The sequence below is a fragment of the Streptomyces sp. NPDC020192 genome (genome assembly GCF_044388685.1).
Taxonomy (GTDB): domain Bacteria; phylum Actinomycetota; class Actinomycetes; order Streptomycetales; family Streptomycetaceae; genus Streptomyces.
Map to the genome: position 1 here is coordinate 80059 of NZ_JBIRXG010000024.1, position 25843 is coordinate 105901.

The following is a 25843-nucleotide window of genomic DNA, read 5'->3' on the forward strand; positions in this document are numbered from 1 at the left end:
CCCGCGGGGAAGGCTCAGCCGCGGCGGAACCAGGCGGCGTTCGGGCGCGAGCCGCGGTTGCCGACCGGGGTGTCCTGGTGGCCGAAGCCGTCGGAGACGGAGATGGTGCGGTACTTGCCGCCGTCATGCTGGACCCAGCACCAGGTCTTGCCGCCGGCCCGGTACTTGCCGAGGACGAGCCCGAACGCGTCCACCTTGGTGATGCCGCTCAGGGACTGCCACTGGGACAGCTCGCGGTCGTCCCGGTCGAGGCTGTCCGTGTGGAACGGCTCCTCGGCGACGGACACGAGCCGGTAGCGCTGACCCGCGGCGGTGGTGTGGAAGAGCCAGTACTGCGACCTGCCGTTGACGTGCTGCATGTCGGGCACCGGCAGGACCGCGTCGACATGCGTGACGCGGGTGCCTCCGCCGAAGGCCGTCCGCCAGTTCGTGAGCGGCATGTCGCCGCCGATGGTACGGCTGGTGTGGCGGCTGTTGAGGGCGATCCAGATCCGCCGGTAGACCTGAGTGCCGTTCAGGGTGTGGAAGAGCCAGTAGCTGCTCTCGCCGTTCAGGCTCTGCTCGTCCGGCACCGGCCAGATCGCGTCGACCCGCTCCACGCCCTGGAACGCGGGCCAGGTGGACAGGTCCACGGGATCGCCGAAGACGATCCCCGTGGCGTCGTCCGTGCCGGTGGTGAGCTGGTCCACTTCCTCTGCACCGACGCCGACGACCCGGACCTTGTTGCCGGAGAAGACCCAGTACCGGCCCTGGACGTCCAGCCAGGGCAGGATCTCGTCGACCGGGCCGGGCTGGACCTGCGGCTGCGGCTTGGGCTGCTGCGTCTGGGTCCCGGTCTGGCCTCCCGCCACCGCCGCGCCGTCCAGCCGGCCCTCGCCCAGCTTGCGCAGGGTGGAGATCGAGGGGGTGAAGGCGTAGAGGGAGCCCTCGGTGTGTACGAAGGGCTTGAAGTTCAGCATGGTGATGTCGTGCTTGCCGTCGGTGTTCGTCTCGAAGGCGACGTCACCGTTCCCGATCTTGCTCAGCACCCCGCTGATCATCGTGTCCGGACCGGGCTTGGGGTTGCGCCCCGGCGGGAAGTTGGGGGTGTTGACCCAGTTCCGCTGCATGAACTCGAACTGGTCGACCAGGTCGGACTGGTAGCAGATGAAGACCAGGCCGCGCTCCTCGTCGGGGCCGCCGCCCGGGGAGGTGGGGTCGAACGGGGCGCCGTAGGGGATGCCGCGGCGGATGATGCGGCGCCGGTCGAGGAACTTCTGCTCGTCCACCGGTCCCTCGTCGATCAGCCCGTCGCGCGGATTGGTCTTGCGCAGATGGGAGAAGAGCGGGGTGATCACGCCGTCCGGGTCGTTCTTGTAGCTGATGACGTTGTCCGGCTTGATGCTCGGGTCGTCGATGAACGGGTCCCGTGTGGCGTCGGGGTGGTTCTGGACCGACGCTCCGCACCGCCAGCGGCCCACCAGGCGGGAGGCGAGCCATTCCATCGACGTCTTCTCCCCCACCACCTTGGCGTCCTTCAGCTTCTTCAGCTCGGTGCCGACCTGCGCCCACCAGCCGGGCACGTCCTGGCCGAGCCGCCGTACGACCTGGAAGGAGCCGTTGCGCATCCACTCGGGCACGCCCTCGGGCAGCGCACTGCCGGTGGCACCGAGGACGAAGAAGTCGGCGGAGAGGAGCCGGGCGCCCGGCTCGGGCTTCTCCTCGATGCCCTCCACGTTCGGTTCGCTGACGCCGTCCTTGAAGCCGAAGTGCTCCTTGCCGCGCCGGGGTGGGGGCAGGGTGGCGCCGCTCTGCGCGTGGACGATCACGATGCCGGCCCGTGTGGCGGCATCCGTCTGGCGCGTGAGTTCCCTGTCGTGGTCGTCCTTGCGGTCGGCGGCGACGGTGAGCACGGCATGCGTGACCTGGTTCTGGGTGGCGCCGAACAGCCAGTTGTCGGGCTTGTTGTTGTCGACGTCACCCAGGGGCTTGGCACGGCGGGCGGCACCCTGGACGAAGGCGCCGACCGTGTCGATGCCGTCGTTCTCCGGCAGCAGGTCCTGCTTGCCGGTGAGGGTCGTCAGCCCCGGATAGGTGAGGCTGAGGCCCACCCAGATGGCTTTCAGGTCCGGGTCGGCGCCCTGCAGGTTGTCCTTGCCCTCGCTGAACCTGGCGTTGAAGGCGGCGACCTGCTGGGTCGTCGCCAGTTGCGGGACCAGGTCCTTCAGCCAGCTCCGGGCGGCGGGCGCGTCGCCGAAGCGGAAGAAGAGCAGGGTCATGTGGTCCTTCTTGAATCCGGCGAGGATGTCGCCCTGGATCTCGGTGCTGTCGCGCAGCGCCATGGGGGTCTCCCTTGTTGGTGGGGGGACGGGGACGGACTTCGGTGACCGGACGTCTCCGGGCGACCCGTGGGCCGGCCGCCCGGGTCCGGTGGCAGGGGACGGTTCGGGAGGGTCAGGAGCCAGGGCGCAGCTGCACCCACTTGCCGATGCTGGGCACGCCTCTGCTGTCGAGGACGTAGAGCAGGTAGTAGCCGGGCGGGGCGTCCTTGGTGGACAGCGGGCTCTGCAGGTCCAGCGTGTTGCCGGCCCGCCCGTTGATCTGCAGCTCGATGCGGCGCTGGCTGGTGTCCACCGAGTGGGTGGAGGTGATGGGCGCCATCAGCACGACCTTGCGGGCCAGCTTGCCGTCGGTCGTGTCGATCTGGAAGTCGGTGTTGTACCCGATCGGCCCGTCCGGCATGGTGCGCACCCCGGGCCGCGCGCCGCCCTGGAGCAGGTACGGCGGCTCGAAGATCTCGATCGAGCCGTTGTTGCCGGACTTGATGTCCGGGTTGTTGGCGATCTCCTGGAGCTCGTCGCCGGTGATCATGATGCGGCCGTCGGGCAGGATCACCGCGTTGGAGTGGTAGCCGCGCGGCAGCCGCTGCTGCGGGCCGAGCTTCCAGGTGCCGTCGGTACCGCGCAGCTCGGTCTGGCGCCACTTGTCGTCGGCGGTCGGGTTGTACTCGCCGTTGCCGTAGTCGCGGATGTCGAAGGCGCCGTTGACGGTCCACAGCCGGCCGTCGGGGAAGATCAGCGTGTCGTCCATGGTGCGGCCGAAGGCACGGGGGCTGTCCTCCTGCCAGTTGCTGCCGTCGAACCGGAACGTCCTCTTGTCGGCGTGGTTGCCGCCGAGCACCAGCACGGAGTCGGGACCGCTGCCCGGGGTGGGGTTGGGCAGGGCCACCGCGGAGCCGTATTTGCGTTCCCCGCCGTCGGTGCGGTCCTTCAGCTGTTGCACGGTCTCGTTCTGCGGGTCGAAGGCGTACTGCTCGTTGTAGGTGCGCCCGAAGCCGTAGATCTTGCCGTCCCGCAGCGAGAACAGGTGCGGGTAGTCGGTCGAGTACTGGGCCTTGATCGGCCACTTGTCCAGCGACTGCTGGTCGGGCGCGGAGTTCGGGGCGTACGTCACGGCGGTGTTCTTGGCCGGGAAGCGCTCGATGGACTTCGACAGCTTGCCCCAGCCGACGTCGCCGTGGCCGGAGGTGATGAACTGCCGGCCGTCGGCGCCGGTGACGACCGACGGGTACCAGCGACCCTCGGCCATGTCCTTCTGCTGGTGCCAGGTCTCGGTCCAGGGATCGAAGACGAAGGCGAGGTGAGCGCCGGTGCCGTGGTTGCCGCCGAGGTTGCCGCCGAAGATGCCGACCATGCCGTTGGGCAGGTAGGCATGTCCGGCGCAGAAGATCGGGGCCGGGCGCGGTTCGTTCAGGCCGTCGTCCATGGGTACCGTCGGCGGCGGTACGGCCTTGAAGGTGCCGGTGCCCGTGTGGTCGTCGGGTGCGGGCGGGGTCCAGACGTAGGCGCGGCCGGCGTTCTGGCGGCCGATGACCTGGGTGGGTGCCGTCTCCTTGTTCGGGTTGTCCTCGACGGCCTCGAAGGAGAACAGCAGGACCTTGCCGGTGGGGAGCAGGGCGACGTGGTCGCCGTAGTCCGGGCTGCCGATGTACTGGGCGAACTTCCCGTACACCGACGCGTCGAAGCCCGCGTTCGCTTCCGCTTGCGAGTCGGTGTGTTCCTTCAGGCTGCGGTTGCGCGTCGGCTGCGGATAGCCGGTGTCGACGGCGCGCAGGCCGATGCGGTCGCGGGCCAGGTCCTCCGCGCGGGCCCGGCCGAGGGCCTTGACCTCGTCGGGGCGGACCTCCTTGGCGATCTGCTCTTGGGTGATGTGCACGCCCCCCGGATGGGGGTCGAAGTGGTGCCGGTTGGCCGGGGTCGAGCCGAGCGCGGCGGGGGCGGTGACGGACAGGACGACCACGGCGCAGCCGGCCGCGAACGTCCATCTCCGGCTGCGGGGGATCCCTCTGCGGGACATGGGACTCCTCGGGAGAACACGGGACGCCGTGCGTGGCGCGGGGCAGCACGAGGCGACCACGTAGAGTGACGGAACACCCGAAGTTAATCACACACCGTAGCGATATGTGGTTGCCCGCTCGAAAGATTGACCGTTTTACCCCGATAAGCGGTAACGCTGCGTGTCCATGGGGGCAGGCCAGGACCGGCGGGCTCCAATGGGCGGGCCCAGTCCCCCTCCCCCTCACCCCGAGGATTTTCCGAGGAGCCTTACGCATGACCGCAACCCGTGTCCCCCTCGCCGCGGCGGGGGCCCTCGCCCTGCTCGGCTACGCCGCCGCGCCGGCCTCGGCGCTCGCCGACCCGCCGGAGCCGCCGCAGCACATCGCCGCCACGCTCATCCCCGGCGGCGCCGACGGCACCCGCCACGAGGTGTTCTGCCCCGCGACACAGCACGCCTACGGCGGCGGCTACACCCTGTCCGCCCCCAAGGGCACCCGGCTCTCCGAGGACGCCCCCGCCGACGTGTGGGAGAACCGGCCCAACGACAACGCCAGCGGCTGGATCGTCACCGTGCGCAAGACCACGTGGTGGCAGCAGCAGCCGTCGAACGAGCAGCACGGGCAGCACGGGCAGCACGAGCAGCACTGGCCGGACGGCACGGACAAGAACAAGGACAAGGACAAGGACAAGAAGCAGCACGAGGCGGGTCCGGCCGATCTGACGATCCATCTCACGTGCAGCGACGACGCGGAGATGCACGGCATGTGACACGGCGTGTGACGGCGGCCACCGACAGGAACTTCCCCCGCACCGGCTCGGCATGGCTCGCCCGGGTCTCCGGCCCGGGAGAAGTCCCGGCGGCCGTCGGCCCCTTCGTCCGTCTTCCGCCGGCGGGTTCTCATCGACCGGCGTGCCGCCACGACACCGGGCGGCCCGGCCCGCCCCACGCCCGGGCCGCCCGGCGCACGGCCGGAGCTCACCGGTTCAAGAGCGTGATGTCCTGGTCGTCGACCGCGTGGAAGACGGGCAGCACCGGCGGGAAGCCCGAGGGCCGCATCTCCATGAGGGTGGCCTGCACATGGGCGTTTCCGTCCTTGAGGTTCTCCGAGGAGACCTTGCCGGAGTTCTGCCAGCGGTGCTCGGCGCCGTCGCACTGGGCGGTGCTGCCGCCGATGCCGTGCTTGACGCGCGAGTCGCTCTGGCTGAGACCGGAGCTGACGAACACCGGGCCGGTGCCGGGCAGGCAGCGGTAGGTGCCGGAGAGCGTGACGGTGCCGTCGGCCGCGAGCGAGCCCGTGGGGTCGACGGTGACGGTCTCGGAGGGGTCGGCGCCGGCCGGGGCTGCGGCGACGCACAGCAGGGCGGCGGCGCCGAGGGCCGCGACGAGGGCGGGGCGGACGGGCATGGGGTACCTCCCGGTTCCATGGGGTAGAGGATGCATGGGGTCGAGGGCTCCACTGGATACCGGGCGGCCGCGCCCAGGGGCGTGACCGTCACTCCAACGGTGGCGCGTCATGGAACCGTCCGGGAGTTGTCCGGGTGTTGTCACGCTTCACGGCGAGCGGTTCCGGCGCGTTCACGACGAGCGCATGGTCTATGCATGACGGGCGGCGGGCGATCCCGCCGGCCCCCCCTCACGCTCCGCTGTGGAGGTGCGCCATGTGCTCCTGCCGGTCCTCGTGCCCCGCGTCCGACCCGACCACGCGGCACCCGGTGGCCGCCCATCCCGAACAGGGCTGGACCCTGCTGTGCGACGGCTCGATCGTCTTCGACGACAGCGGCGAACTGCACCCGGACGGCAGCGTGGTCCCGCCGTGCCGCGTCCCGGCGGACCGCCTCGCGGTGGCGGCCTGAGCGGCTACGGCAGTACGGCGAACCCGTCCAGCTCCACCATCGCCTGCTCGTCCCACAGCCGTACGACCTCCACGACGGCCATCGCCGGATAGTCCCGGCCCGCCAAGTCCCGCCAGATACGGCCCAGTTGGCTCGCCTGGGTGCGGTACGCGGCGACGTCCGTGGCGTAGACCGTGACCCGGGCGAGGTCGGCGGGGGTGCCGCCGGCCGCGCGCAGGGCGGTGAGGAGGTTGCCGAGCGCCTTCTCGAACTGCTCGGGGAGCGTGCCGCCGGTGACCTTGCCGTCGGCGTCGAGGGCGGTCTGGCCCGCGAGGAACACCACGCGGGAGCCGGAGGCGACGACGGCGTGCGAGAAGCCCGTGGGCGGGGACAGCTCGGGCGGGTTGACGCGCTCGGTCGTCACTGGGCCTCCCGGTCCTGGGTCATGGCGTACAACTCCTTGGCGATGATGCCCCGCTGGACCTCGCTCGCGCCCTCGTAGACGCGGGGTGCGCGCACCTCGCGGTAGAGGTGTTCGAGGAGGTGGCCGCGACGCAGGGCGCGGGCGCCGTGCAGCTGGACGGCGGTGTCGACGACGTACTGCGCGGTCTCGGTGGCGAGCAGCTTGGCCATCGCGGCGCGCCCCGGGACACCGGGGGCGCCCTGGTCGTACGCCGTGGCCGCCGCGTACACCATCAGCCGGGCCGCCTCGGTGCGCAGCGCCATCTCGGCGACCTGGTGGGCGACGGCCTGAAGGTCCATCAACCTGCCGTTGAACGCCTGTCGTCGGCGGGTGTGGCGGACCGTCGCGTCGAGGGCGGCCTGGGCCATGCCGACGGCGAAGGCGCCGACGCTGGGGCGGAAGAGGTTGAGGGTGCCCATGGCGACGGCGAAGCCGCGGTCCACCTCGCCGAGGACGTCGGCGGCGGTGACGGGTACGGCGTCGAAGGCGAGGGCGCCGATGGGGTGCGGGGAGAGCATCTCCAGTGCGCTGCCGGTGAGTCCGGGCCGGTCGGCGGGGACGAGGAACGCGGTCACGCCCCGGGCTCCGGCGCCGGGGGCGGTGCGGGCGAAGACGGTGTAGAAGTCGGCCTCGGGGGCGTTGGAGATCCAGCACTTCTCGCCGGTGAGCCGCCAGCCGTCGGTGCCGTCGGGCTCGGCCGCGAGGGACAGCGCGGCCGCGTCCGAACCGGCTCCCGGCTCGCTCAGCGCGAAGGCGGCGACCGCACTGCCGTCGGCGACCCCGGGCAGCCAGCGCTCACGCTGGGCCGGGCTGCCGTGGGCGTGCACCGGATGGGCGCCAAGGCCCTGGAGGGCGAGGGCGGTCTCGGCCTCGGTGCAGGCCTGGGCGAGGGACTCCCGCATCAGGCACAGATCGAGCGCGCCGGAGGTGAACAGCCGCTGAAGCAGGCCGAGCCCGCCGAGTTCGGCGAGGAGGGGCCGGTTGACGTGCCCCGGCTCGCCCTTGTCGGCCAGCGGGCGCAGCCGCTCGGCGGCCAGTGCGCGCAGTTCGGCACACCAGGCGGTCTGTTCCGGTTCGAGCGAGAATGCGGGCACGCCGTCCTCCCTCCGGGGGCGGACCACCATGGCCCTCCCCATCGCCGTCCGGGAAAGGCCACCACGACCCGTCCCGCCTTCTTCCCGGCCCGAGCCACACAGCCCACGCCGCCATCATCCGGGCGAGCCACCCAGCCCACCCCATCGCCATCCGAGAGAGCCACACAGCCCACCCGTCACCCTCGGGGAGAGACCACCACGGCCCTTCCCGTCACCGTCCGGGAGAGGCCGCCACGCCCCTCCCGCCTTCTTCCCGGCCGAGCCAAATAGCCCACCCGTCACCCTCGGGAGAGGCCACGTCGGACCCTCTCGCGTTCTTCCCAGGCGAGCCACACACAGCCCGCCTCCCTTCATCGGCCGGGACGGCCGCACCGGCCCGTCCCGGTGCTCGCCGAGGCCGGCCGGCCCGGCCAAGTCCCGTCTTCCTCCGACGTTATCGCGTGCGGTTGACTGCCGTCACCAACACGATACGCTCGAGGCGCGAGCCCACCAGAAAGCCCGTACGGACACGTGGCACGGCAAGGGGGCGAACCGCCATGCATGTCTCGGCCCACGTCGACACCTTCGCGCGCGACCATCTGCCTCCGCCGGACGAGTGGCCCGAGCTGCGCTTCGATCTGCCGGAGCTGCGCTACCCCGATCGGCTGAACTGCGCGGCGGAACTCCTGGACCACGCGGACCCCGACCGCCCGGTGTTCCACACCCCGGACGGCTCCAGCTGGACGTACGGAGAGCTGCGCGACCGCGTCGACCGGATCGCGCACGTGCTCTCCGGCGAGCTGGGCGTGGTCCCCGGCAACCGGGTGCTGTTGCGCGGCCCCACCACGCCCTGGCTCGCCGCCTGCTGGCTGGCCGTGCTGAAGGCGGGCGCCATAGCGGTCACGGTGCTGGCTCAGCAGCGCCCGCACGAGCTGGCGACCATGTGCGAGATCGCCCTGGTGCGGCACGCGCTGTGCGACATCCGGTCGGTGGAGGACCTGGCGAAGGCCGACATACCCGGGCTGCGGATCATGACGTACGGCGGCGACGGCCCCGACGACCTCCTGCACCGCCCCGCGCCCGGCACGCCGTACCCGGCGGTGGACACCGCGGCCGACGACGTGGCCCTGATCGCGTTCACCTCCGGTACGACGGGTCGCCCGAAAGGGTGTATGCACTTCCACCGGGATGTGCTGGCGATTGCCGACACCTTCTCCCGGCATGTGCTGCGCCCCCATGTGGACGACGTCTTCACCGGCAGTCCCCCGCTCGGCTTCACCTTCGGCCTCGGCGGCCTGGTGATCTTCCCGATGCGGGCCGGTGCCAGCAGCCTCCTGCTGGAGCAGGCGGGCCCGAAGCACCTGCTGCCCGCGATCGCCGGGCACCGGGTCTCGGTGCTGTTCACCGCCCCGACCGCCTACCGCGCCATGCTGGAGGAGCTGGACGGCCACGACATCTCGTCGCTGCGGCGCTGTGTGTCGGCCGGCGAGAACCTGCCCGCGGCCACCTGGCGGGCCTGGCACGAACGCACCGGCCTGCTGCTCATCAATGGCATCGGCGCGACGGAGCTGCTGCACATCTTCGTCTCCGCCGCCGACGAGCACATCAGACCCGGGTCCACGGGGGTTCCGGTGCCGGGCTGGCAGGCGCGCGTCCAGGACACGGACGGGCGGCCGGTGCCCGACGGCGAGCCCGGTCTGCTGGCCGTGCGCGGCCCGGTCGGCTGCCGCTATCTGGCCGACCCGCGCCAGCGCGTGTACGTGCGCGGCGGCTGGAACGTCACCGGCGACACCTACGTCCGCGAGCCCGACGGCTACTTCCGCTATGTGGCCCGCGCCGACGACATGATCATCTCCGCCGGGTACAACATCGCCGGTCCGGAGGTGGAGGACGCGCTGCTGCGTCATCCGGACGTGGTGGAGACGGCGGTCGTGGGTCGCCCGGACGAAAGGCGCGGACAGGCGGCCGTGGCCTACACGGTGCTGCGCCAGGGGGCGCCGCGCGACCCCGAGGCCCTGCGCGCCTTCCTCCTCTCCGAGCTGGCGCCGTACAAATGCCCGCGCGAGTTCGTCTTCCTCGACGCGCTGCCCCGCACGGCCACCGGCAAGTTGCAGCGGTTCCGCCTGCGCACCGATGGTGACCAGCAGTGATGCAGAAGACCTAAAATGATCAACGTGTCCGAGCAGCACGCCCCCCGGTCCCTCATCGTCACGCTCTACGGCGCGTACGGCCGCTTCATGCCCGGCCCCGTGCCCGTCGCGGAGCTGATCCGGCTGCTGGCCGCGGTCGGCGTGGACGCGCCGTCCGTCCGATCCTCGGTGTCCCGGCTCAAACGGCGTGGCCTGCTGCTGCCGGCCCGCACGGACAGCGGCGCCGCCGGCTATGAGCTCTCCCCCGAGGCACGCCAGTTGCTGGACGACGGCGACCGCCGCATCTACGCGACGGCGCCCCCCGAGGACGAGGGCTGGGTGCTGGCGGTCTTCTCCGTCCCCGAGTCGGAGCGGCAGAAGCGCCATGTGCTGCGCTCCCGGCTGTCCGGCCTGGGCTTCGGCACGGCCGCCCCCGGAGTGTGGATCGCCCCGGCCCGGCTGTACGAGGAGACGGAACACACCCTGCGCCGGCTCCACCTGGACCCGTACGTGGACTTCTTCCGCGGCGAGCACCTGGGCTTCGCACCGACGGCCGAGGCGGTCGCCCGCTGGTGGGACCTGACCGCGATCGCCAAGGAGCACGAGCGCTTCCTGGACGCGCACGCCCCGGTGCTGCACGCCTGGGAACACCGCCCGGGCACCCCGCCCGCGGAGGCCTACCGCGACTATCTCCTCGCCCTCGACTCCTGGCGCCACCTGCCGTACACCGACCCCGGCCTGCCCACCCACCTGCTGCCCGCGGGCTGGCCGGGCGTGCGCTCGGCGGAGGTCTTCCACGGGCTGCACGCGCGGCTGCGGGACGCGGGGGCGGAGTTCGCCGGGGTGTGAGGGGAAGCCGACCCCATCAACCGTCCAGGCTCAGCCGGGGCTTCGGGGCGTCCGTGCGGCCGGTCTGCGGGCGGCGGCTGCCCGCCCGGTAGGGCGCGGGCCAGGCGACACCCGGGCCGTCGTAGCCCTGCTCGGCCGCCGCGTGCAGGGTCCAGTGCGGGTCGTACAGATGGGGTCGGGCCAGCGCGGCGAGGTCGGTGCGCCCGGCGAGGATCAGGGAGTTCACGTCGTCCCACGAGGAGATCGCGCCGACCGCGATCACCGGGACGCCCGCCTCCTGCCGGATGCGGTCGGCGAACGGCGTCTGGTACGACCGCCCGTACTCCGGCCGTTCCTCGGCGACGACCTGCCCGGTGGAGACGTCGATCGCGTCGGCACCGTGCGCGGCGAAGGCACGGGCGATCCCGACGGCGTCCTCGGCGGTCGTACCGCCCTCGGCCCAGTCGGTGGCGGAGATGCGGACCGTCATCGGCCGCTCGGCCGGCCACACCGCGCGGACGGCGTCGAAGACCTCCAGCGGGAACCGCAGCCGCTTCTCCGGCGAGCCGCCGTAGGCGTCGGTGCGGTGGTTGGTGAGCGGGGAGAGGAAGCCGGAGAGCAAGTAGCCGTGGGCGCAGTGCAGTTCGAGCAGATCGAACCCGGCCCGCGCGGCCCGCCAGGCGGACGCCGTGAACTGCTCGCGGATGTCGGTGAGTTGGGCCCGGGAGAGCTGGCGCGGAGTCTGGCTGCCCGGCTTGTACGGCAGCGGGGAGGCGGCCACCAGCGGCCAGTTGCCCTCGGGCAGCGGCTCGTCGATGCCCTCCCACATCAGCTTCGTGGAACCCTTGCGGCCGGAGTGGCCGAGCTGCACCCCGATCGCCGTACCCGGCGCCTGCCGGTGCACGAAGTCGGTGATCCGCCGCCACGCCTCGGCCTGCCGGCCGGTGTAGAGACCGGCGCAGCCCGGGGTGATCCGGCCCTCCTCGCTCACACACACCATCTCGGTCATGACGAGCCCGGCCCCGCCGAGGGCGCGGGCGCCGAGGTGGACGAGGTGGAAGTCGCCGGGGACGCCGTCGGTGGCGGAGTACATGTCCATCGGCGAGACGACGACCCGGTTGCGCAGGGTCAGTCCGCGCAGCCGGAACGGGGTGAACATCGGGGGCGTGCCCGGCGGGCAGCCGAACTCGCGCTCGACGGCCCCGGTGAAACGGGAGTCGCGCAGCCGGAGGTTGTCGTGGGTGACCCGGCGGCTGCGGGTGAGCAGGTTGAAGGCGAACTGGCGCGGCGGCTGGTCGCGGTAGAGGTGGAGGTTCTCGAACCACTCCAGGCTGGCGCGGGCGGCCCGCTGGGTGGAGGCGACGACGGGCCGCCGCTCCGCCTCGTACGCCGCCAACGCCCCTGGTACGTCGGGCTGTTCCGCCAGGCAGGCGGCGAGGGCCAGCGCGTCCTCCACGGCGAGCTTGGTGCCGGAGCCGATGGAGAAGTGGGCGGTGTGGGCGGCGTCGCCGAGCAGGACGACGTTGCCGTGCGACCAGCGGTCGTTGACCACCGTACGGAAGGTCGTCCAGGCCGAGTTGTTGGAGCGCAGGGGGCGGCCGCGCAGCGCTTCGGAGAAGATCTTGGCGCAGCGCTCGATGGATTCGTGCGGGCTGACCTCGTCGAGTCCCGCCGCCTTCCAGACCTCCTCGCGCATTTCGACGATCACGGTGGAGGCGTCGGCCGCGTAGGGATAGCCGTGCAGCTGCATCACGCCGTGCTCGGTCTCGGCGATCTCGAAGCGGAAGGCGTCGAAGGCGAAGTCGGCGGCGAGCCAGATATAGCGGCAGTGGTGTGTCGCCACATGGGGGCGGAACACAGGGGCGTAGGCCTCGCGGGTGGCGCTGTGCACACCGTCGGCGGCGATGACGAGGTCGTACTCCGCCGACAGCACGTCCGGGGGCGGGGCTTCGGTACGGAAGTCGAGGTGTACGCCGAGGTCCTGGCAGCGGGTGTGCAGGATCTCCAGGAGGCGTTTCCTGCCCAGTGCGGCGAAACCATGCCCCCCGGAACGGTGTGCCGTACCCCGGTGGACGATGTCGATGTCGTCCCAGCGGACGAAGTCCCGTTGCAGGGCCTCGTAGACCACGGGGTCGGCGTGTTCGATGCCGCCGAGGGTCTCGTCGGAGAGGACGACACCGAAGCCGAAGGTCACGTCCGGGGCGTTGCGCTCCCAGAGGGTGACGTCACGGGTGGGATCGAGCCGCTTCAGCAACGCGGCCGCGTACAGCCCTCCGGGCCCACCGCCGATGATCGCCACGCGCACGACAGCTCACCTCCCCTGCCACTTCGGGGGGCGCTTCTCGCTGAAGGCCGCGTGGAACTCGGCGTAGTCCTCGCCGTTCATCAGCAGTGCCTGGGTCGAGGCGTCCAGTTCGATCGCGGCCGCCAGCGGCATGTCCAGCTCGGCGGTCAGCAGGGCCTTGGTCTGGGCGTACGCCAGGGCCGGGCCGTCGGCCAGGCGGCGGGCCAGGGCCTGGGCGGCTTCGTCGGCGCGGCCCTCCTCCGCCAGTTCGCTGATCAGGCCGATGCGCTCCGCCTCCGGGGCGCGGACCGGTTCGCCCAGCATGAGCAGGCGGGTGGCGTGGCCGAGGCCGACGACCCGGGGCAGCAGATAGGCCGCGCCCATGTCGCCGCCGGACAGGCCGACGCGGGTGAAGAGGAAGGCGAAGCGGGCCGAGGGGTCCGCCACCCGGAAGTCGGCCGCGAGGGCGAGCACCGCTCCGGCGCCCGCCGCCACCCCGTGGACGGCCGCGATCACCGGGAAGGGGCATTCGCGGATCGCGCGCACCACCTGGCCGGTCATCCGGTTGAAGTCGAGCAGCTGGGCGGTGTCCATCGCGAGGGTGGCGCCGATGATCTCGTCCACGTCGCCGCCGGAGCAGAAGCCGCGGCCCTCGCCGGCCAGCACCAGGGCGCGCACCGAGCGCTCCCGGGACAGCTCGGCGAGCAGATCGCGCAGGTCGGCGTAGCCGCCGAAGGTGAGGGCGTTGAGTTTGTCGGGGCGCGCGAGGGTGACGGTGGCGACCCCGTCGGCGCGATGGACCCGCAGATGCTCCCAGTCGGAGGTGCGGGCGGCGGAGCCGGTGAAGGGACTCATGACGTGCGGCCTCCTAGGGCGGCGGTGCCGTACGTTGCTCTGTCCCATGAAGTTATCACCTATTTGTGACTGTCGTCACGGGTACGCGACAGCCCGTACGCCGGCTGTCGCCTGCCGTACGCCGTTCGGCCGAGTCCGGTCACGGGCGTCACCGATCGGCGACAGGCCCGTAACAGTGGGCGCCGGCGGGCGAGGCGGGACGGTCGCCTGGGTAAGCCGCCGGTACCGGGGCGCGGGCCGACAGGGCCTGGGTCCCGGGCGAAGCCCGTCGACCGTCCCTGTGGCCGGGGCCCGTACCATTCCTACAGTCGAAAGCAGGACAGCCTGCTCCATGAACGGACTCGCCTTGCACGAACGCCCCACCGAATCGGCCTCCTGGCGCATCGCGCTGCCGCACACCGCCGCGGCGGTGCCCGTGGCGCGCGCTCTGGTGCGCACGGCCCTGGCCGAGGTGGAGCACGCGGCCGACAGTGACACCGCGGAGCTGCTCACGGCCGAGCTGGTGGCCAACGCGGTGGAGCACACCGCCGGGCGCGGCCCGATAGAGCTGGTGGTGCAGCTGCTGCCGACCGGCTGCCAGGTCGAGGTGCACGACCCGGACCCGGCGCCGCCCGGCCATCTGACCCGGCCGGTGATCGAGGTGCCCGACCCCTGGCAGGAGGACGGGCGCGGGCTGCTGCTGATCCGCGCCCTCAGCTCCTCCTGCGGACACCGCCCCACCCCGTCGGGCAAGGCGGTGTGGTTCACACTGCCAGCGATTCCCGCTCAGCGGCGGCGTCCGGCGTGACCTCGAGGGCCTCCGGGTCCTCGGGGGCCGTGCGGGCCAGCGTGGAGTGCCGGCGGCCGTAGGCGGCGTAGATCGCCAGGCCCACCGCGAGGAACACGGCGAACTGGACCCAGGTCTGCCAGCCCGTCTCGTACATCAGGTACAGACAGAAGCCGATGCCGAGCAGCGGGCCGACCGGGTAGAGCGGCACACGGAAGCTGCGGCTGAGGCCCGGTTCGCGGCGGCGCAGGGCCATCACCGCGATGTTGACGACGGCCATGATGGCGAGCGTGCCGATGGTGCACAGGTTCATCACGGCGTCCAGCGAGGCGAAGGCCGCCGGGACCGCGAAGACGACGGCGACGATCAGGGTGCCGGCGACCGGGGTGGAGGTCTTCGGGTTGACCTTCTCGAAGACGCGCGGGATCAGGCCGTCCCGGGACATCGACATCAGGATGCGGGTCTGGCCGTACATCACCGCGAGGACGACCGAGGCGATGGCGACGACCGCGCCGAAGGCGATGACTCCGCCGCCTACGGCGGAGCCGGTGACCTCGTTGACGACGTAGGAGAGGGCCGCGGGGCGGCCGGCGACCTGCTTGCCGCCGATGGCGCCGATCGCGGCGAGCGCGACCGCGCAGTACAGAAGGGTCACGATGCCCATGCAGACCATGATCGCGACCGGGATGTCCCGGCGCGGGTTCTTGGCCTCCTCGCCGGCCGTGGTGATCGCGTCGAAGCCGATGTAGGAGAAGAACGCGGCCGTGGTGCCCGCGCCGATGCCGCCGAGGCCGGCCGGCGAGAACGGGGTGAGGTTGCCGTGCTTGAAGGCGCTGTAGCCGATGGCGCAGAAGGCCACCAGGATGACGAGCTTCACGGCGGCCATGGCGGCGGTCGCGCGGGCGCTCTCGCGCACCCCGCGCACCAGCAGCACGGAGGCCATGGCGATGACGATCACGGCGGGGAGGTTGATGATCCCGCCGTCGCCGGGGCCGGCGGACAGCGCGGCCGGGAGCTGGACGCCGGTGAGGCTGTGCAGCAGTTCGTTGACGTACTGGCTCCAGCCGACGGCGACGGCCGAGATCGAGATGCCGTACTCCAGCAGCAGACACCAGCCGACCAGGAAGGCGGTGGACTCGCCGAGGCCGGCGTAGGCGAAGGAGTACGAGGAGCCGGAGACCGGGATCGCGCCGCCCAGCTCCGCGAAGGAGAAGGCGGTGAACACGCAGGTGATCGCGGCGAGGATGAAGGAGACGACGACGGCCGGACCGGCCTGGGCGACGGAGTCGGAGAGGCCGACGAAGATGCCGGTGCCGATGATGGCGCCGACGCCGAAGCAGATGAGCTGGAAGAGGCCCATCGTGCGCTTCAGGCCGTGTCCCTCGCGGTCGGCGCCGGATTCGGCGACCAGCAGATGCGGGGACTTGATGCGGGGAGCGGGCATGCGGGTGGTGCTCGTTTCTCGGTGGTGCGGGCGACCATGTGAGGTCGCGGCGGCGGCACGAAATGGGTGGTTTCGGGCCGCCGATCAGGATAAGGCCTGGTCGGGGGCGGTGCCTAGGGTCGCTCTGCGAGTGTGGCGACCAGCACTGCCTTGATGGTGTGCATCCGGTTCTCCGCCTCGTCGAAGACGACTGAGTGCTCGGACTCGAAGACCTCGTCGGTGACCTCCAGCTCGGTCAGTCCGTACCGCTCGTGGATCTCGCGGCCGACCTTGGTGCCGAGGTCGTGGAAGGCCGGCAGGCAGTGCAGGAACTTCACGTCCGGGTTGCCGGTGGCGGCGAGGACGTCCAGGGTGACGGCGTACGGGCCCAGCAGGGCGATGCGCTCGTCCCAGACCTCCTTGGGCTCGCCCATCGACACCCAGACGTCGGTCGCGATGAAGTCGGCGCCGCGCACGCCCTCCTTCACGTCGTCGGTGAGCGTGACCCGGGCGCCGGAGGCGGCGGCGAGCTGCCGGGCCACCTGGACGATCGTCTCGTCCGGCCACAGCACCCGGGGCGCGACGATCCGTACGTCCATGCCGAGCAGGGCGCCGGTGACCAGGTAGGAGTTGCCCATGTTGTAGCGGGCGTCACCGAGGTAGGCGAAGGCGACCCGGTTCAGCGGCTTGTCGGTGTGCTCGGTCACGGTGAGCACGTCGGCGAGCATCTGGGTGGGGTGCCACTCGTCGGTGAGGCCGTTGTAGACGGGGACCCCGGCGTGGGCGGCCAGCTCCTCGACGACGCCCTGGCCGTGCCCGCGGTACTCGATCGCGTCGAACATCCGGCCGAGCACCCGGGCGGTGTCCTTCACGGACTCCTTGTGCCCGATCTGGGAGGCGGAGGGGTCGAGGAAGGTCGTGCGGGCGCCCTGGTCGGCGGCGGCGACCTCGAACGCGCAGCGGGTGCGCGTCGAGGTCTTCTCGAAGACGAGCGCGATATTCCTGCCCCGCAGGTACTGCGTCTCGGCCCCCGCCTTCTTGGCCGCCTTCAGCTCGGCAGCCAGCTCGATCAGGCCGCTGAACTCCTCGTCGGTGAAGTCGAGCTCCTTGAGGAAGTGGCGGCCGGCGAGGGCGGTCGGGACTGTCGCCATGGTGGGCGCTCCGGGGGTACGGGGAACAGGAACTCTGGAATTCTATACGACGTCCTGAATTTCTATACGGTCGCGTGTCCTCCGCCTCATCTCACCGGTCATACGGGGTCCCGCTGCACCGGGCAGCTCATGCACCTCGGGCCGCCGCGGCCCCGGCCCAGCTCGCTGCCCGGGATCTCGATCACCTCTATGCCCTGCTTGCGCAGATGGGTGTTGGTGGTCGCGTTCCGCTCGTAGGCGATGACGACGCCGGGCTCGACGGCGAGCACGTTGCAGCCGTCGTCCCACTGCTCGCGCTCGGCGGCGTGCACGTCCTGGGTGGCGGTGAGCACCCGGATCTCACCGAGGCCGAGGGCAGCGGCGATGGCGCGGTGCATGTGCTCCGGGGGATGGTCGGTGACCTTCAGCTCCTTCTCGCCGACGCCCGGCTCGATGGTGTACGAGCGCAGCATGCCGAGGCCCGCGTACTGGGTGAAGGTGTCGCCGTCGACCATGGTCATCACGGTGTCCAGGTGCATGAAGGCGCGCCGCTTGGGCATGTCGAGCGCGACGATGGTGCGCGCGGAGCCGGCCGCGAACAGCTGGTAGGCCAGCATCTCCACGGCCTGCGGCGTGGTGCGCTCGCTCATGCCGACCAGGACGGCGCCGTTGCCGATCACCAGGACGTCACCGCCCTCGATGGTGGACGGATGGTCGGCCTGCCCCTGGGACCAGACGTGGAACGTTTCGTCACGGAACAGCGGGTGATGCCGGTAGATCGCCTCGAAGTGCACGGTCTCCCGCTGTCGCGCGGGCAGCCGCATGGCGTTGATGGCGACCCCGTCGTAGATCCAGGCGGAGGTGTCGCGGGTGAACAGGTGGTTGGGCAGGGGGCCGAGGAGGAAGTCGTCGAGTTCCATCACATGGAAGCGGACCGATGTCGGCTCCGGGTGCGCCTCCAGGTACTCCCGCTTGGTCATGCCGCCCACGAGCGCCTCGGCCAGCTCGCGCGCGGGCAGGGCCGCGAACGCGGCGCGCAGATGGTCGGCGGCGAGGGGCCCGTACTCCTTCTCGTGGAAGACGCGGTCGAGGACGAGCGCGCGGGCCTCGGGGAGCTGGAGGGTCTCGGCGAGCAGGTCGCCGAAGAGGTGGACGGCGACGCCGCGGTCACGCAGGACGTCGGCGAACCCGTCGTGCTCGGCGCGCGCCCGGCGCACCCACAGCACGTCGTCGAAGAGCAGGGCGTCCTTGTTGCTGGGGGTGAGCCTTTTGAGCTCCAGGTCGGGCCGGTGCAGGATCACGCGGCGCAAGCGCCCGGCCTCGGAGTCGACACGGTAGGTCATGCCTCCATCCTGGCCGCAGCCGACCGACTTCACGCTCTTGTCGGCCGTTTCTGTCGCTTCCTGTTCTCGCCCTTTTCTCGTCCTATTGACGAGAAGCGGAGTCTCCGCTTATCGTCGCAACGACGAAAAACGAGGGGGATCCATGGCCGACATCACCCGGCGCCTCGGCTGGCGCCATCTGCGCGGCGCGCCGACGGCACACATCCGGCACCACCGCTCGGGCACCCTGGTGCACGACGGTCCCGGACTGAGCTTCTGGTTCCGCCCGCTGAGCGCGGCGATCTCCGAAGTGCCGGTCGACGACCGCGAGTTGGCGATGACCTTCCATGCCCGTACGGCCGACTTCCAGGACGTGTCCGTACAGGCGACGGTCACCTACCGGGTCGCCGACCCGGCCGTGGCCGCCGCCCGCCTGGACTTCTCCGTCGACCCGGACACCGGCGCCTGGCGCGGCACCCCGCTGGAGCAGTTGGGCACCCTTCTCACCGAGACGGCGCAGCAGCACGCGCTGGACGTGCTCGCCCGTACGCCTTTGTCGGTGGCCCTCGTGGACGGGGTGACGGCCATACGCGAGCGCATCGCGTCGGGCCTCGCGGCCGAGCCGCGGCTGCCCGCCACCGGCATCGAGGTGGTGGCCGTCCGCGTGATGGCGCTGCGGCCGGAGCCGGAGGTCGAGCGGGCGCTGCGTACCCCGGCCCGGGAGCAGATCCAGCAGGAGGCCGACCGGGCGACGTACGAGCGGCGGGCCGTGGCGGTCGAGCGGGAGCGGACCATCGCCGAGAACGAACTCGCCAGCCGCATCGAACTCGCCCGCCGCGAGGAGCAGTTGGTGGAGCAGCGGGGCACCAACGCCCGGCGTGAGGCCGAGGAGCAGGCCGCGGCGGACGCGGTGCGCGCCCGGGCGGAGGCGGAGCGCTCGGTACTGCTCGCCGACGCCGAGGCCGAGCGGTCGGTGAAGCTCGCCGAGGCCGAGGCGGCACGCTCGCTGAAGCTCACGGAGGCCGAGGCCGCCCGGTCCCGGCAGCTCGCCGAGGCGGAAGCCGCGCGGACCGCCCTGCTGGCCGACGCCGAGGCCACGCGGGCCGTACGGGTCGCCCGGGCCGAGGCCGAGGGCGCGCGCGAGGTCGGCGAGGCGCGGGCGCAGGCCCAGGCCGCCTGGCTGCGGGCGCACGCCGAGGCCGGCGTCGACGGCGCGACGACCCTGCACGCGCTGACCACGGCCAAGCTCGCGGAGAACCTGCCGCGCATCGACAGCGTGACCGTCTCGCCGGACGTGCTGACCGGACTGCTCGCCAGGCTCACGGCAGGATCCGAGTGAGCCTCGCCCCGCGCGCCGTACTGGTCCACCGCACCACGGAGTACGAGGAGTTGGTGGCCCGGCACGGCACGCACGGCCAGGCCGCGTTCTTCCTCGCCTCCCGGGGCCGGGACATCGAGGAGGTCGCCGCACGCCACCGCCGCGCCCGCGCCGCGCTGGCCGAGGTGACCTCTGCGGTCCCGCTGCCCTGGCGTCAGGCCCGGGTGGAACGGGGCGACTTGGACCGGTTCCTGTTCGCTCCCGAGGACGTGGTCGTGGTGATCGGCCAGGACGGGCTGGTCGCGAACGCCGCCAAGTACCTGACCGGCCAGCCGGTGATCGGCATCGACACCGACCCCGGCCGCAACCCGGGCGTGCTGGTACGGCACGGGCCGGACGACGCGGCCGGACTGCTGGCGTCGACGGGCACTTCGGTGGACGAACTCACCATGGTGGAGGCCGTCGCCGACGACACCCAGCGGCTGCTCGCGCTCAACGAGATCTTTCTGGGCACACCCGGTCATCAGACCGCCCGCTACCGCCTGGGTCTCGAGGACGACGGGGGTGTTGTCGAGGCCCAGGCTTCCTCCGGGGTGCTGGTGGGAACCGGCACCGGCGCGACCGGCTGGCTCCGCTCCGTGTGGCAGGAGCGGAGCAGCCGGATCGCGCTGCCCTCCCCCACCGAGGACCGGCTGGTGTGGTTCGTCCGCGAGGCCTGGCCGTCGCCGGCCACCGGGACGAGCCTGGTGGCCGGCGAGCTCGGCGCCTCGGCGGCGCTGACGCTCACCGTCGAGTCCGACCGCCTCATCGCCTTCGGCGACGGCATCGAGACGGACGCACTCCAGCTGACCTGGGGGCAGACGGTCCGGGTCGGGGTGTGCGAGCAGCGGCTGCGGCTGGTCGGCTGACCTGCCTCACAACCGTGGGTCGACCGGCTCCGACTCCAGGGCCAGCACCCCGAACACGGCCTCGTGCACCCGCCACAGCGGCTCCCCCTCGGCGAGCCGGTCCAGTGCCTCCAGGCCGAGGGCGTACTCGCGCAGGGCGAGGGACCGCTTGTGGTTCAGGAACCGCTTGCGCAGGTGAGCCAGGTTGTCCGGCCGGGTGTACTCGGGGCCGTAGATGATCCGCAGGTACTCCCGGCCCCGGCACTTGATGCCGGGCTGCACCAGCCTGCCGTCCCCGTCGCGGACGAGCGCGCCGACCGGCTTGACCACCATGCCCTCGCCGCCGCGGCCGGTCATCTCCAGCCACCAGTCGACGCCCGCGCGGACCGACTCCGGGTCGCCGGTGTCGACGTGGAGCCGCCGGGTCGTCTGCAGCAGCCCGGTGCCGTCGTGCTCCACCAGCCGGTCGATCAGGGCCAGTTGCTCGTCGTGCGGCAGCGCGGCGAGGCTACGGCCCTGGACGGCCAGCAGCTGGAAGGGGGCCAGGCGTACGCCGTCGAGGCCGTCCGTGGTCCAGCAGTAGCGGCGGTAGGCGTCGGTGAACGCGGCCGCGTCGGCGGCGCGTTCGCGCTGGCGGTCCAGCAGGCCGCCCAGGTCGGTGCCGCGAGCCGCGGCGGCCTCCAGGGCGGCCAGCGCGCCCGGGAACACCGCGCCCGAGGCGGCGCCCACGGCCGCGTACTGGCCGCGCAGCAGCCCCGAGGCCTTCAGCGACCACGGCATCAGCTCGGCGTCCAACAGCAGCCAGTCCGTGGCCAGTTCGTCCCAGAGTCCGGCCTCCTCGATCGCCGAGCGCAGCCGGCCGAGGATCTCCTCGGTCACCCGCTCGTCGTCGAAGAACGGCCGCCCCGTACGGGTGTACAGGGAACCCGTGGGTCCTCCCCCGCTCTCGGCTTCGCTGGAGCGGGAGGTACTCCCAACCCCGAAGCGGCGCGCGGCCGCCGCCGCGTCCCGGCACACCAGGGCCACGGCCCGCGAGCCCATGTGCTTCTCCTCGCACACGACCCGCGTGACACCGTCCCGCGCGTACTGGGCGAAGGCCTCTTCGGGGTGCTCCAGGTAGCCCTCGACCATCGAAGTCGCTGTCGGGGCCATGGTCGGCGGGAGGTACGGCAGCAGGCGCGGGTCGATCGCGAACCGGCTCATGACCTCCAGGGCGGCCGCCGCGTTGTCCTCGCGGACCGCCACCACGCCCGCGTGCCGGGTCTCGACCGCCCGGCGGCCGTGCACGTCGCCGAGGTCCAGCGGCCGGCCGTCGTGCCCGCCGGGCGCCGCGGAACGCAGCGGGCGCGTCGGCTCGTACCAGACCCGCTCGGCCGGTACGTCCACCAGCTCGCGCTCCGGCCAGCGCAGCGCGGTCAGCTTGCCGCCGAAGACGGCGCCGGTGTCCAGGCAGATGGTGTTGTTGAGCCAGGTCGCCTCCGGAACCGGGGTGTGACCGTAGACAACCGCCGCGCGGCCCCGGTAGTCCTCAGCCCACGGGTAGCGCACCGGCAGCCCGAACTCGTCGGTCTCGCCGGTGGTGTCGCCGTACAGGGCGTGCGAGCGGACCCGGCCGGAGGTGCGGCCGTGGTACTTCTCGGGCAGGCCGGCGTGGCAGACGACCAGCTTGCCGCCGTCGAGGACGTAGTGGCTGACCAGGCCGTCGAGGAAGGTCCGGACCTCGGCCCTGAACTCCTCGCTCTCGCCCTCCATCTGGGCGATGGTCTCGGCGAGTCCGTGGGTGTGCTGGACGTTGCGGCCCTTGAGGTAACGGCCGTACTTGTTCTCGTGGTTACCGGGCACGCACAGCGCGTTGCCCGACCCGACCATGGACATCACGCGGCGCAGCACGCCCGGGGAGTCGGGGCCGCGGTCGACCAGGTCGCCGACGAAGACGGCGGTACGGCCCTGCGGGTGCACCCCCTCGGCATAGCCCAACTTGGCCAGCAGCGACTCCAGTTCAAGGGCGCAGCCGTGGATGTCGCCGATGATGTCGAAGGGGCCGGTGAGGTGCGTCAGGTCGTTGAAGCGCTTCTCGGTGACGACGGTGGCGGCGTCGACCTCCTCGACACCGCGCAGGATGTGCACCTTACGGAAACCCTCGCGCTCCAAGTGCCTTATGGAACGGCGCAGTTCGCGGATGTGACGCTGGATGACCCGGCGGGGCATGTCGGCGCGGTCGGTACGGGCCGCGTTGCGCTCGGCGCACACCTCCTCGGACACGTCGAGGACGATGGCGATGGGCAGCACGTCGTGCTTCCTCGCCAGCTCGATCAGCTGGCGCCGGCTGTCCTGCTGCACGCTGGTGGCGTCCACGACCGTGCGACGGCCGGCGGCCAGCCGCTTGCCGGCGATGTAGTGCAGCACGTCGAAGGCGTCCCGGGTCGCGCTCTGGTCGTTCTCGTCGTCGGAGACGAGGCCGCGGCAGAAGTCGGAGGAGATCACCTCGGTGGGCCTGAAGTGCCGGCGGGCGAAGGTGGACTTGCCGGAGCCGGAGGCGCCGACGAGGACGACGAGGGAGAGGTCGGTGACGGGGAGGACCCGTCCCCTGCGCTCCGTCGCCTTCTCGGTTGCCTCGGTCATGCCGCCTTCGCCTCCTTCTCTGTGGTCATGTCAGCTGTGTTCATTTCAAAGACGGCCATCTGGGTGGGCGGCCCGACCTCCGGGTCGTCCGGTCCGACGGACACGAACTCCACGTCGTAGCCGTGCCGTTCGGCCACCGCGTCCGCCCACGCCCGGAACTCCTCCCGGGTCCACTCGAAGCGGTGGTCGCGGTGCCGGACGTGGCCGGCCGGGAGGGTCTCCCAGCGGACGTTGTACTCGACGTTCGGGGTGGTCACGAGGACCGTGCGCGGACGGGCCGCGCCGAACACCGCGTACTCCAGGGCGGGCAGCCGGGGCAGGTCGAGGTGCTCGATGACCTCGCTGAGCACGGCGGCGTCGTAGCCCTTGAGGCGCTTGTCGGTGTAGGCGAGCGAGCCCTGGAAGAGCGTGACGCGCGAGGCCTGCCGCTCCCCCATGCGGTCCAGCTTCAGCCGCCGGGAGGCGATGGTCAGGGCGCGCACCGACACATCGACGCCGACGATCTCCGTGAACCGCGCGTCCTTCAGCAGCGCCTGCACCAACTGGCCCTCTCCGCAGCCGAGATCGAGCACGCGGGCGGCACCGTGAGCGTGCAGCGCGGCGAGGATCGCGTCCCGGCGCCGCACGGCGAGCGGGGTCGGCTTCTCCTCGGTCTCCGTCTCCTCGGCGACCGCGTTGTCGATCTCCTCGACCTCGCTGTCGTCGGCCTCGGCGAGCCGGACCAGCTCCAGCCGCTCGGTCGCCTGCCGGGTCAGCGACCAGCGGCGGGTGAGATACCGGGTGGTGATGAGCCGCTGCTCGGGGTGTCCGGGCAGCCAGCCCTCGCCCGCCCGCAGCAGCTTGTCGACCTCGTCGGAGGAGACCCAGTAGTGCTTGGCGTCGTCGAGGACCGGCAGCAGCACGTACAGATGACGCAGCGCCTCGGCGAGGGTCAGCTTCTCCGACTCCAGGACGAGACGGACGTAGCGCGAGTCGCCCCACTCGGGGAACTCGCTGTCGAGCGGCACGGGTACCGCGGACACCGTCCAGCCGAGGGGCTCGAAGAGCCGGTGGACGAGGTCCGGGCCGCCGCGTGCGGGCAGCGCGGGCACCTCCACGCGCAACGGCCGTGCCTGCCCGGGAAGTTCCGGGCGGGCGGCGCACACCCCGCGCACGGCGCTGGAGAAGACGCCGCTCAGCGCGACCGCGAGGAGCGAGGAGGCCGCGTAGGGGCGGTCGTTGACGTACTGCGCGAGCGCCGCGTCGGGCGCGCCGCCACGGCCCTTGCCCTTGCCCCGCCGGACCAGCGCGACCGTGTCGATCTCCAGCAGCAGCGCGGCCGTGCAGAGTTGGTCGTCCGCCTCGGGGTAGAAGACATGGGCGGTGCCGTAGGACGTGGAGAACTTCTGCGCCTTGTCGGGGTGCTTGTGCAGCAGGTACCCGAGGTCGGTGGCCGGGTGGGCGGCGTCGCCGCGCGTCGAGATCGTCAGGAACACCCGTCTGATTCTTCCGGGCCCCGACCCCGGTGACCACCGGATTTCCCGGAGACCGCCCCGGCTACGGCCTCCTGCCGGGGTCCGTCACGACTCCTTGGCGATGATCGTGCGCGCGTTCTGTGTGGCCTGCCTCTGTGCGGCGCGCAGGTCGTCCAGTTGCCGCTTGTTCCTGTCGATGGCGGTCTTCTGGCTGCGCACCTCGAGGTCGTGGGCGGCCGGGATGTACCCGGTGTCGAGCTTGCACGTCGCGTCGGCGGCGGCCGTCTTCTTCTCCTTGTCGGAGGGGTGATCCGTCCTGTACCAGGCGAAGTCCGTCGACGCCTTGTCAGGGTCGGCGTAGTGGAAACCCTTTTTCTTCATGCAGTCCGACCAGGCCCGGTCGGCCTTCTTCCAGGCCGGGTCCTTCTGGGCCTCCTTGCGGGACTCGTACCAGAGTGCCAGGGCGAGCGAGTTGTACATGCGGACCCTGATGTCGCCGACCTTCGTCGCCTTGGGCGGGGCGCCGTAGATCTTCCGCATCGCCTGTCCCAGGCAGCCGCCCTCGGGGATGCGGTTTGCGTGCGCGAGGTGGCTGTCGCCGGGTTGGAACTCGCCGGTGAGGGCGAGGAACTGGTCGACCGGCCACTCCTGGCTGTGGGTGGAGTCCGCGGTCTTGCGGTGGTGGTAGCCGTGCTCGGACGCCAGGTCGGGGTCGTCCACCCCGTACGGGCTGTCGTCACTGACGCTGGTGAGGTCGAGCGTGCCCGGCCGGATCGGGTCGGTCGACTCCAGGTTCCTGGTGTCGAGCACCGCGAAGCCGGCGAAACCGAGCCCGACCATGCACTTCTTGGCGAGGATCCACTGGGCCCTGCTGACGGCCTTGTCGTCGGCCGAGTCGGATTCCGGGAGGTACTCGTGCAGCGGGAACGCCGCCCTGGTGTTGAGGCGGTGGGCGTCGCCGGCGGTGTCGTCGCTTCCGGCGAAGTGGCAGGCCGACACCGCGAAGAGGGCGGTGAGGGCAAGGGGCAGGACTTTGCGCACGGGGCATTCCATCAGGCGCGGATCATGGGCGCCGTGATGGAGCCCACAGTTCCGCTACAAGGACCGCACAGTCGCTCCGCCATCGCCCGGCCTCATGGG

Annotated in this window: 20 protein-coding genes; 7 read left to right on the forward strand and 13 right to left on the reverse strand. The window is 71.7% G+C overall.

The annotated features are described in order from the left end of the window. Positions 1-14: 14 nt before the first annotated feature. Complete coding sequence (locus tag ACH47Z_RS35525; RefSeq protein ID WP_399081228.1) at positions 15-2321, reverse strand: Dyp-type peroxidase; 2307 nt, start codon at positions 2319-2321, stop codon at positions 15-17. A gap of 112 nt (positions 2322-2433) precedes the next feature. Continuing rightward, positions 2434-4335, reverse strand: a complete 1902-nt coding sequence (locus ACH47Z_RS35530; RefSeq protein ID WP_399081230.1) for a galactose oxidase-like domain-containing protein — start codon at positions 4333-4335, stop codon at positions 2434-2436. 254 nt (positions 4336-4589) lie between these two features. On the opposite strand from ACH47Z_RS35530, the gene ACH47Z_RS35535 reads away from it, so the two are divergent. Beyond that, positions 4590-5084: a hypothetical protein gene (locus ACH47Z_RS35535; RefSeq protein ID WP_399081232.1), complete on the forward strand. Its 495-nt coding sequence runs from the start codon at positions 4590-4592 to the stop codon at positions 5082-5084. Between the two features lie 208 nt (positions 5085-5292). Here the strand turns inward: ACH47Z_RS35535 and ACH47Z_RS35540 are convergent, their stop codons facing one another. Beyond that, positions 5293-5721 carry a DUF6299 family protein gene (locus ACH47Z_RS35540; RefSeq protein ID WP_399081234.1) on the reverse strand — a complete coding sequence of 143 codons (429 nt, stop codon included), beginning with the start codon at positions 5719-5721 and terminating at the stop codon, positions 5293-5295. A 254-nt stretch (positions 5722-5975) separates the two neighbouring features. On the opposite strand from ACH47Z_RS35540, the gene ACH47Z_RS35545 reads away from it, so the two are divergent. Then, positions 5976-6170 carry a DUF5999 family protein gene (locus tag ACH47Z_RS35545; RefSeq protein WP_399081235.1) on the forward strand — a complete coding sequence of 65 codons (195 nt, stop codon included), beginning with the start codon at positions 5976-5978 and terminating at the stop codon, positions 6168-6170. Positions 6171-6174: 4 nt separating this feature from the next. On the opposite strand, the gene ACH47Z_RS35550 is transcribed toward ACH47Z_RS35545, so the two are convergent. Continuing rightward, positions 6175-6573, reverse strand: coding sequence for a RidA family protein (locus tag ACH47Z_RS35550; RefSeq protein ID WP_399081237.1), 399 nt, complete (start codon positions 6571-6573; stop codon positions 6175-6177). After that, on the reverse strand, positions 6570-7706 hold the full coding sequence (locus ACH47Z_RS35555; protein WP_399081239.1) for an acyl-CoA dehydrogenase family protein: 1137 nt from the start codon (positions 7704-7706) through the stop codon (positions 6570-6572). The genes ACH47Z_RS35550 and ACH47Z_RS35555 overlap by 4 nt, the downstream gene beginning before the upstream one ends. Before the next feature lie 536 nt (positions 7707-8242). On the opposite strand from ACH47Z_RS35555, the gene ACH47Z_RS35560 reads away from it, so the two are divergent. Both ACH47Z_RS35560 and ACH47Z_RS35565 read left to right on the forward strand, forming a co-directional pair. Further along, positions 8243-9835, forward strand: a complete 1593-nt coding sequence (locus ACH47Z_RS35560; protein WP_399081241.1) for an AMP-binding protein — start codon at positions 8243-8245, stop codon at positions 9833-9835. A gap of 15 nt (positions 9836-9850) precedes the next feature. Then, entirely contained in the window at positions 9851-10663 is an 813-nt protein-coding gene (locus tag ACH47Z_RS35565) for a PaaX family transcriptional regulator C-terminal domain-containing protein (RefSeq protein ID WP_399081243.1), read from the forward strand. A 16-nt stretch (positions 10664-10679) separates the two neighbouring features. Here ACH47Z_RS35565 and ACH47Z_RS35570 read toward each other — a convergent pair whose 3' ends face one another. Both ACH47Z_RS35570 and ACH47Z_RS35575 read right to left on the reverse strand, forming a co-directional pair. Continuing rightward, the gene (locus ACH47Z_RS35570; RefSeq protein ID WP_399081245.1) at positions 10680-12947 is read right to left on the reverse strand and encodes a bifunctional salicylyl-CoA 5-hydroxylase/oxidoreductase; all 2268 of its coding nucleotides are present in this window, start codon (positions 12945-12947) and stop codon (positions 10680-10682) included. Positions 12948-12953: 6 nt separating this feature from the next. After that, positions 12954-13781, reverse strand: coding sequence for an enoyl-CoA hydratase family protein (locus tag ACH47Z_RS35575; protein ID WP_399081247.1), 828 nt, complete (start codon positions 13779-13781; stop codon positions 12954-12956). A 331-nt stretch (positions 13782-14112) separates the two neighbouring features. Between ACH47Z_RS35575 and ACH47Z_RS35580 the strand changes: the two genes are divergently transcribed. After that, positions 14113-14568 (forward strand): ATP-binding protein, encoded by a 456-nt coding sequence (locus tag ACH47Z_RS35580; RefSeq protein WP_399081249.1) that lies wholly within the window; start codon positions 14113-14115, stop codon positions 14566-14568. Here the strand turns inward: ACH47Z_RS35580 and ACH47Z_RS35585 are convergent. From ACH47Z_RS35585 to ACH47Z_RS35595, 3 genes are all read right to left on the reverse strand, one after another. After that, complete coding sequence (locus tag ACH47Z_RS35585; RefSeq protein ID WP_399081251.1) at positions 14525-15991, reverse strand: amino acid permease; 1467 nt, start codon at positions 15989-15991, stop codon at positions 14525-14527. The genes ACH47Z_RS35580 and ACH47Z_RS35585 overlap by 44 nt on opposite strands. 113 nt (positions 15992-16104) lie before the next feature. Then, the gene (argF, locus tag ACH47Z_RS35590; protein ID WP_399081252.1) at positions 16105-17121 is read right to left on the reverse strand and encodes an ornithine carbamoyltransferase; all 1017 of its coding nucleotides are present in this window, start codon (positions 17119-17121) and stop codon (positions 16105-16107) included. Between the two features lie 98 nt (positions 17122-17219). After that, positions 17220-18443, reverse strand: coding sequence for an arginine deiminase (locus tag ACH47Z_RS35595; protein ID WP_399081254.1), 1224 nt, complete (start codon positions 18441-18443; stop codon positions 17220-17222). 142 nt (positions 18444-18585) lie between these two features. On the opposite strand from ACH47Z_RS35595, the gene ACH47Z_RS35600 reads away from it, so the two are divergent. Together ACH47Z_RS35600 and ACH47Z_RS35605 are read left to right on the forward strand one after the other, a co-directional pair. Beyond that, positions 18586-19761, forward strand: a complete 1176-nt coding sequence (locus tag ACH47Z_RS35600) for an SPFH domain-containing protein (protein WP_399081256.1) — start codon at positions 18586-18588, stop codon at positions 19759-19761. After that, positions 19758-20648 (forward strand): hypothetical protein, encoded by an 891-nt coding sequence (locus ACH47Z_RS35605; RefSeq protein ID WP_399081257.1) that lies wholly within the window; start codon positions 19758-19760, stop codon positions 20646-20648. The genes ACH47Z_RS35600 and ACH47Z_RS35605 overlap by 4 nt, the downstream gene beginning before the upstream one ends. A gap of 6 nt (positions 20649-20654) precedes the next feature. On the opposite strand, the gene ACH47Z_RS35610 is transcribed toward ACH47Z_RS35605, so the two are convergent. The 3 genes from ACH47Z_RS35610 to ACH47Z_RS35620 form a co-directional block, all read right to left on the reverse strand. Next, on the reverse strand, positions 20655-23249 hold the full coding sequence (locus tag ACH47Z_RS35610; RefSeq protein WP_399081259.1) for a polynucleotide kinase-phosphatase: 2595 nt from the start codon (positions 23247-23249) through the stop codon (positions 20655-20657). Then, a complete protein-coding gene (locus ACH47Z_RS35615; RefSeq protein ID WP_399081261.1) occupies positions 23246-24724 on the reverse strand; it encodes a 3' terminal RNA ribose 2'-O-methyltransferase Hen1 in 1479 nt (492 codons plus the stop codon). Before ACH47Z_RS35615 ends, ACH47Z_RS35610 begins: the two co-directional genes overlap by 4 nt. Positions 24725-24808: 84 nt before the next feature. Continuing rightward, entirely contained in the window at positions 24809-25744 is a 936-nt protein-coding gene (locus tag ACH47Z_RS35620; RefSeq protein ID WP_399081263.1) for a hypothetical protein, read from the reverse strand. Between the last annotated feature and the right edge of the window lie 99 nt (positions 25745-25843).

Excerpts from the sequence above, each read along its gene's own strand:
- ACH47Z_RS35525 (WP_399081228.1), bottom strand. The coding sequence starts at position 2,321 with ATGGCGCTGCGCGACAGCACCGAGATCCAGGGCGACATCCTCGCCGGA.
- ACH47Z_RS35530 (WP_399081230.1), bottom strand. The coding sequence starts at position 4,335 with ATGTCCCGCAGAGGGATCCCCCGCAGCCGGAGATGGACGTTCGCGGCC.
- ACH47Z_RS35535 (WP_399081232.1), top strand. The coding sequence starts at position 4,590 with ATGACCGCAACCCGTGTCCCCCTCGCCGCGGCGGGGGCCCTCGCCCTG.
- ACH47Z_RS35540 (WP_399081234.1), bottom strand. The coding sequence starts at position 5,721 with ATGCCCGTCCGCCCCGCCCTCGTCGCGGCCCTCGGCGCCGCCGCCCTG.
- ACH47Z_RS35545 (WP_399081235.1), top strand. The coding sequence starts at position 5,976 with ATGTGCTCCTGCCGGTCCTCGTGCCCCGCGTCCGACCCGACCACGCGG.
- ACH47Z_RS35560 (WP_399081241.1), top strand. The coding sequence starts at position 8,243 with ATGCATGTCTCGGCCCACGTCGACACCTTCGCGCGCGACCATCTGCCT.
- ACH47Z_RS35565 (WP_399081243.1), top strand. The coding sequence starts at position 9,851 with ATGATCAACGTGTCCGAGCAGCACGCCCCCCGGTCCCTCATCGTCACG.
- ACH47Z_RS35575 (WP_399081247.1), bottom strand. The coding sequence starts at position 13,781 with ATGAGTCCCTTCACCGGCTCCGCCGCCCGCACCTCCGACTGGGAGCAT.
- ACH47Z_RS35580 (WP_399081249.1), top strand. The coding sequence starts at position 14,113 with ATGAACGGACTCGCCTTGCACGAACGCCCCACCGAATCGGCCTCCTGG.
- ACH47Z_RS35585 (WP_399081251.1), bottom strand. The coding sequence starts at position 15,991 with ATGCCCGCTCCCCGCATCAAGTCCCCGCATCTGCTGGTCGCCGAATCC.
- argF (WP_399081252.1), bottom strand. The coding sequence starts at position 17,121 with ATGGCGACAGTCCCGACCGCCCTCGCCGGCCGCCACTTCCTCAAGGAG.
- ACH47Z_RS35595 (WP_399081254.1), bottom strand. The coding sequence starts at position 18,443 with ATGACCTACCGTGTCGACTCCGAGGCCGGGCGCTTGCGCCGCGTGATC.
- ACH47Z_RS35600 (WP_399081256.1), top strand. The coding sequence starts at position 18,586 with ATGGCCGACATCACCCGGCGCCTCGGCTGGCGCCATCTGCGCGGCGCG.
- ACH47Z_RS35610 (WP_399081259.1), bottom strand. The coding sequence starts at position 23,249 with ATGACCGAGGCAACCGAGAAGGCGACGGAGCGCAGGGGACGGGTCCTC.